The following is a 6,339-nucleotide window of genomic DNA, read 5'->3' as shown; positions in this document are numbered from 1 at the left end:
GTGGTAGGGCAGTATCTCCAATTGGATAAGGGCGAATATTGTCATCCTGCTTTTCAGAGGTTATATAATGCTTTTTAAGCTTTAAGGCCTGTCCTTTAAGTAGCCCTTTCAATACAAAATCAGTTTTTTTAGTTTCACTTGTGTAGTTAATTACATTTATTACAAGACTTTTTCCATTCGGGTCTTTAAATGCAGAAACCATTACCTGCTGGGCAACCTCCATGTCATTTAAGCTGTCGCTTCTTTGTGTTTCTATACGAACCATACCAGGGCGGATAAAAAGACTGTAATGTCCTAAGGCCCACAGATTTTTAGTAATGGTGTACTTGTTTTCAGGTTTGCTTGCTCTTTGCGGATTTAATGCGATAAGAAAGTAACGTGGATTTAACGGATTCCCGGGCTCGTATGCATTCCAGAAATGCCAGGCAGATGCATCCCCTACGGTAAAATCATGATTAATTACCTTTGCAAGGAATAATGCATGATCCATCTCGCTTGGCTTGCCTTCGATTTTATCTTTATAACCATTACCAAGCATAGAGTATTCTGATTGCCAATATTCCAGACCATTATATTTCTTTAAAGTATCTCTTAAAGATCTTCTTGTGTTTATTAGCGTACTGTCGCCGTTTTCTGTAAAATATCCATGGCCTTCAACAAACTTTGTACTATTGCTAAAACCGCCTATGTATAAAGGGCTTTTTGGATTCCAGAAGCTGTCTATCTGGCGTGATGTCCGTCCCTTGTCAGCATACAAAAAATCAAGCTGACCGGCTTCGGTGGTCAGGATTTTTGTACTAAGCTTTTGCTTCTGTAAACTGATATTTAAAGATTTAATGGTTTGATACATTTCCTCATTTGTCCATGGACTGCCTTCCTGATTAGATTGCTTTAACCAATCCCATTGGGGCTCATTTATTGGACTTATGTAGTTAAAACGAAGGCCCTCTTTATCATAATGCTTTATTACTTCGGTCAGGAAGTTTGCATAAGCATCATATTTATCGGGCCTTAAATTTGTAGAGCCATCTTTTTGCGACTTGTACCCACGGCCATTCTTGTTAAACTGTACCGGAGGGCTGTTTACAAATGCAATCAGGTCTTTTACTCCATAATTTTTTGCCTGCCGTAACATCCAGGTGTATCCTTGCTGTTTGCTCCAGTCGTAAGTTCCATCAGGAGATAAAAAACACTCTACTCTGCGCGAAGGATCTGCAATTCCACTGCTGTCGCCTTGTTCAGCAGTACCCCCGCCAATATTAAACCTCCAAGCAGATAAGCCGATCCCCTTTGGCCTGCCATCTTTTTCAAATCCCCTGCTAAATAACAATTCTGCAATGTGTTGTTTTTCGGCCAATGGCCATTGCTTGCCAATTTCCTCGGTATACCAGCAACCAGAACCGCCGATGTTGTGTATTTGTTGTGCAGTTTTGTTGAGCAGAAGGGTAAATTTAATTGGTTTCTGATCTTGCGAGAATGAACTTAGGGCACTGGCTAAAAGAAAAGTGCACAGGGTAATTTTCCTAATAAAGACACTGGAAAGGAGTAGCTTAATTTTCATAGATACAATATTAATAATTGACAGCTTAATATACATATAACTCTACTTTTAATATATTTATACCTGATGAATAGACTTAAATTTACCTCAGGCATAAAAGAAATCGTTTTGTTATGTTGTTTGGCCGGCTTTTTTAGCAATTCCAATGCTCAGGATTTGACGAATATAAAATTTACGKCTACGGAGGCTACAGAGTGGACAAATTTATTTGTAAGAAATAATGGATGGTTTGGCGGTGATGGTATCTATACTATTCCATTAAATGGGGTAGAATCAGGTAAACCAGAAGCTAAGAAAACCCTCTTCATTTTTAGTGATAGTATGATTGGGAACATTAAAGATGATAAAATGGAGCCCGGAGCTAAAATGATCCATAATAGCATAGCGATATTAAAAGGTACAAAACCTGTAAAGGACAACATAACTTTTTTTTGGAAAAACGACCAGAAGGATAACCCGGAAACTGTATTTGTGCCGAAAACTCCCCTAACAGGCCCTACAGATTATTATTGGCTTGGCGATGGTTTTGTAAACCAGGAGCAAAATAATGCCATCTATATTTTTGGTTACAGGGTTAAACAGGTAAGTGATGGCGCTTTTGGCTTTTCTGAGGTAGGTAATACGCTAATCAAAATCGCCGAAAAAGAAGAGCCTCCTTATAAAACCTTTGAACAGAAAGATACTCCATTTTATTTAAGCAGTAATGAAACCGAAAAGGAAATGGCATCTTTTGGTGCAGGTATATTCGTAAACACAGCCAAGGCCGGAGCGCCTGGGCCTGATGGATATGTTTACGTTTATGGGGTAAAAGGGATGGCTAAAAAATTGCTGGTAGCAAGGGTAAAACCTAAAGAATTTGATGATTACGCTAAGTGGAACTTCTGGGATGGGGCAACGTGGAATGCAGATATTAAGAAGGCTGAAGCAATAACAGATCAGGTTTCAAATGAGCTTAGTTTATCGGTATTGCCAGATGGGAGATATGCGTTAATTTTTCAGCAGGGTGGCATGGGAAGAGCAGTAGGGATGCGTTTAGGGAAAAGCCCTATCGGGCCTTTTGGGCCAATAATAAAATTGTGGGACAGCTCTGATGCGTTAAAAAAGAAAAGTTATTTTTCTTATAATGCTAAGGCTCATCCAGGTTTATCTGAAAAAGGAGAACTTTTAATTAGTTATAATGTTAATTCTTTTGATTTCTTTAAAGATCTTGAAACGGATCCTCAGTTGTACAGGCCCCGGTTCATTAAGATAAAATTTAACTAAAACTGAAAAGGAAGTGTAAAAATGAGTGAAGAACCAGAAAAGAAGCCAATATTTTACGACAGGTGGGCATTCAGATATTTAGCAATAGCCTGTTTGGCGTTAATAGCATGTGCGATTGGGGCAATTTTTTATAACCATCATCCAAAACCCTTAAAAGAAAACAGGTTTGCTAAGAGAGACATTCATGCAGGCAGCAGCAGGGCTATATTAACTTTGGCAAGCGGTAAAAAGATTAGTCTTGATGAAGCGCCTAATGGAGTTCTGGCTGAGGAGTCTGGAGCAAGTATTGTGAGGACAGGAAGCGGACAAATTACCTATGCTGTTCATGAAAAAGCGCTTAATTCTGATACGGTCAAAAATGCAGGGATTAATAGTCTTGAGACTCCCTTGGGTGGCCAATATCAGGTTCGTTTACCAGACGGCACTAAAGTGTGGTTAAATGCGGCCTCTAAATTAACTTATCCGGCATCATTTGATCCAGGTGCTGAGCGTAAAGTAGAGCTAAAGGGTGAAGCTTATTTTGAGATCGCTCAGATTGCCAATACGCCATTTGTGGTATTTTCTGGAAAGCAGCGCATTGAGGTTGAGGCTGCGCGACTTAACATTAGTAGCTATGTTAATGATGAGGCCATAAAAACTACGCTGTTGGAGGGGATGGGCAGAATTAATTCCGATAATATCATAAAGTCGGGCCAGCAGGCTATAAATAAAAAAGGCAATTTGGAAATCATTCCTGCAAATACCAAGGAAGCAGTTGCATGGAAAAACGAGCTCTTCTTATTTGAAGATGAAAGCCTGGAAACCATAATGAAAAGTATTTCCAGATGGTACAACGTTGAAATAATTTATGCTAACGAAAACGCACCTAAGGAATTATTTAGTTTATCTGTTTCAAGGTTTGATAACATCTCTTCTACTTTAAAATCTTTAGAGAATACAGGTTTTGTACGGTTCAAAATAAAGGGGAGAAAAATAACCGTTCTTCGCTAAGTCTGGCATATGTTGCGAAAAACAACAGCTGCTAGGCCTCATCGAAGAAGGTGATTTTTAAGGAAAGTAGGGGGCTATCTAGTATTGCCAGTTGAACAGACAGTATTAATTATCATCAATTTATATTAACATAAGAAGGTGGTTTGCCATGCTATTTTCCTTAAATTCAGTGTCAGAGATGGGGCCTAGGAACCATCTCTGACACTGAATTAAAAATCTTTATTTAGAAGTTTCTCCAACTCTCCAAAAGATACATTCATTCTTACACGGCCTTGTTTAGCATAGGCAATCTCTCCGGTTTCTTCTGAAACAATTACTGCAACGGCATCCGTAGTTTCAGACACGCCAATCCCGGCTCTATGACGAAGACCAAACTGAGGTGGTAATTTATCATTATCAGTTAAAGGGAGGATACAACTTGCACTTTTGATTTTGTTTTCGGCAATAACAACAGCTCCATCATGTAATGGGCTGTATTTTTGAAAGATGCTCTCCAGCAATCGTTTTGATATTTTTGAATCTATTAGCTCACAACTGTTGGCAAAAAGCTGATCGTCGTAAAACTTTACAAATACAATTAGTGCTCCGGTTCTTGATTTTTTCATGCTCTTGCAAGCGTCAATGATAGGTTTTATCCTTACTAAATTGTCGCGCTCAATATTTTTACTTCCAAATAAATAGCCCCACCAGGCTTTGTTTTGCTGTAGAAAAGTATTTTTCCCGATGAGTAATAAGAAGCGCCTGATCTCTGGCTGGAAAATAACAATTAGGGCTATTATCCCCACACTCATAAATTGGTTAATGATAGTGGATAGTAAATTCATTTTTAATGCATCTACAACCCAATGTATTACCAATATGATTACCATACCTAACAACAGGTTTACTGCGAGGGTGTTCTTAATCAGGTTGTAGATGTAATAGATAATTAAAGCGACAAGAATAATATCTACCGCATCTGTTACTGTTACCTTTAAGAAATCAAATTCTAAGCCTTTCATCACTGCCAAGTTATGGATTTTTATTGTTGCTGCGTCTTTTGAACTAAAGCTATACACTCTACTGCAGCTTTTACATCGTGAACACGCAATATGCTTGCTCCTTTTAATAGCGCTATAGTATTCAATACCGATGTTCCGTTAAGGGCTTCCTGCGGAGTTAAACCCAGAAATTTATAGATCATAGATTTTCTGGAAAAGCCGACAAGTAGGGGAAGCTCAAAAATGTTAAAGTCCTGAAGTTGATTTAGCAGCTGATAATTCTGGTCTAAAGTTTTTGCAAAACCGAAGCCGGGATCTAAAATAATATCTTTTACCCCCAGTTTCTGTAGTTCGGCAACTTTAAGGGAGAAGTAGTCCGTTATGTCCAATGCAAGATCTTTATATTCTGTTTGTTGTTGCATGGTTTGTGGCGTTCCCTTCATATGCATCGTAATGTAGGGAACCTGAAGGGCCGCAACTGTTTCAAACATGGCTTCATCCATGTCGCCCGAAGCGATATCATTTATGATATGAGCGCCGGCTTCTATGCTTTCTTTTGCTACTCTTGCTCTAAAAGTGTCTATAGAAATGATTACTTCAGGTAACTTTTTTGTGATAGCCTCTACAATCGGAACTATCCTTTTTAATTCTTCATCCGGACTCACTTCTGCTGCACCCGGACGAGAGGAGTATGCTCCTATATCTATAAACTTAGCCCCATCTTTCAGAAAGGCTTCCGTTCTTTGCAATGCATCGTCTAAAGAGCCGGCCCGGCTGTTACTGTAAAAGGAGTCTGGGGTCAGATTTAGGATGCCCATTACACATGGGGCACTGATATCTGTCAGTTTGCCTTTGACGTTTAGTGTAGTCTTTCGGTTTAAAAATGTATCTTTAGCCATTGTTTGAATACAAACTTAGATAAAATCTTTAAATGATTTTACTCAATTAGGATACAGTATTAAAACGGATGTAAACTTATTATTTTAATCGTTTTGGCAACAAACACTTCACAAGAATTTGACTCAGTAATAGCGGTTTGCAAATCGCTTTTTTTAAAKAAAACAAACGACTATGGAACAGCGTGGCGAATATTAAGGCCGGCTTCTATAACAGACCAGATCTTCATTAAAGCACAGCGGATCCGCACGCTTGAGGAAAAGAAAGTATCTAAAGTAGGAGAAGACATTGTTTCTGAGTATATAGGAATTATTAATTATTGTGCAATTGCCATGATGCAGCTTGAGCTTGGAGAAGATGATCCGTATGAGCTGGGTGTGGAAAGAGTAGAGAAGCTTTTTGACGAGAAGGTAAATGGGACTAAAGAACTTATGTTTGCCAAAAATCACGATTATGGTGAGGCCTGGAGAGACATGCGCATTAGCTCTTTAACAGATCTGATTTTAATGAAAATTTTAAGAGTAAAACAAATAGAAGACAATTCGGGGCACACCCTGGCCTCCGAAGGTGTAAATGCAAATTATCAGGATATGCTAAACTATGCTGTTTTTGCTTTAATTAAGTTGGGCGTAAAATAGCTGGTAAACA

The 6,339-nt window shown here is 38.7% G+C and carries 6 protein-coding genes; 3 read left to right on the top strand and 3 right to left on the bottom strand.

Going from position 1 to position 6,339, the window contains the following annotated elements; all coding sequences use genetic code 11:
* Nucleotides 1-1,561 (bottom strand): glycoside hydrolase (locus AC1DDX_RS06935; protein ID WP_477621892.1); only part of this gene is annotated, 1,561 nt, incomplete at its 3' end.
* A gap of 66 nt (nucleotides 1,562-1,627) precedes the next feature.
* Here AC1DDX_RS06935 and AC1DDX_RS06930 point away from each other — a divergent pair.
* On the top strand, nucleotides 1,628-2,824 hold the full coding sequence (locus AC1DDX_RS06930) for a DUF4185 domain-containing protein (RefSeq protein WP_477621891.1): 1,197 nt from the start codon (nucleotides 1,628-1,630) through the stop codon (nucleotides 2,822-2,824).
* Nucleotides 2,825-2,845: 21 nt separating this feature from the next.
* The gene (locus AC1DDX_RS06925; RefSeq protein WP_337717916.1) at nucleotides 2,846-3,814 is read left to right on the top strand and encodes a FecR family protein; all 969 of its coding nucleotides are present in this window, start codon (nucleotides 2,846-2,848) and stop codon (nucleotides 3,812-3,814) included.
* 209 nt (nucleotides 3,815-4,023) lie between these two features.
* Here the strand turns inward: AC1DDX_RS06925 and cdaA are convergent, their stop codons facing one another.
* Nucleotides 4,024-4,815: a diadenylate cyclase CdaA gene (gene cdaA, locus AC1DDX_RS06920; protein ID WP_172659354.1), complete on the bottom strand. Its 792-nt coding sequence runs from the start codon at nucleotides 4,813-4,815 to the stop codon at nucleotides 4,024-4,026.
* A 20-nt stretch (nucleotides 4,816-4,835) separates the two neighbouring features.
* Complete coding sequence (gene folP, locus AC1DDX_RS06915; RefSeq protein ID WP_337717914.1) at nucleotides 4,836-5,693, bottom strand: dihydropteroate synthase; 858 nt, start codon at nucleotides 5,691-5,693, stop codon at nucleotides 4,836-4,838.
* A 93-nt stretch (nucleotides 5,694-5,786) separates the two neighbouring features.
* Here folP and AC1DDX_RS06910 point away from each other — a divergent pair, with 93 nt between their 5' ends.
* Complete coding sequence (locus AC1DDX_RS06910) at nucleotides 5,787-6,329, top strand: DUF1599 domain-containing protein (RefSeq protein ID WP_477621890.1); 543 nt, start codon at nucleotides 5,787-5,789, stop codon at nucleotides 6,327-6,329.
* Nucleotides 6,330-6,339: the final 10 nt, after the last annotated feature.

This window comes from Pedobacter sp. 10L46_2 (assembly GCF_056395165.1).
This window is presented reverse-complemented; position numbering and strand designations above follow the sequence as displayed.

What these genes read in the sequence shown, in the direction of transcription:
- AC1DDX_RS06925 (WP_337717916.1), top strand. Translation starts at nt 2,846, where the DNA reads ATGAGTGAAGAACCAGAAAAGAAGCCAATATTTTACGACAGGTGGGCA.
- cdaA (WP_172659354.1), bottom strand. Translation starts at nt 4,815, where the DNA reads ATGAAAGGCTTAGAATTTGATTTCTTAAAGGTAACAGTAACAGATGCG.
- folP (WP_337717914.1), bottom strand. Translation starts at nt 5,693, where the DNA reads ATGGCTAAAGATACATTTTTAAACCGAAAGACTACACTAAACGTCAAA.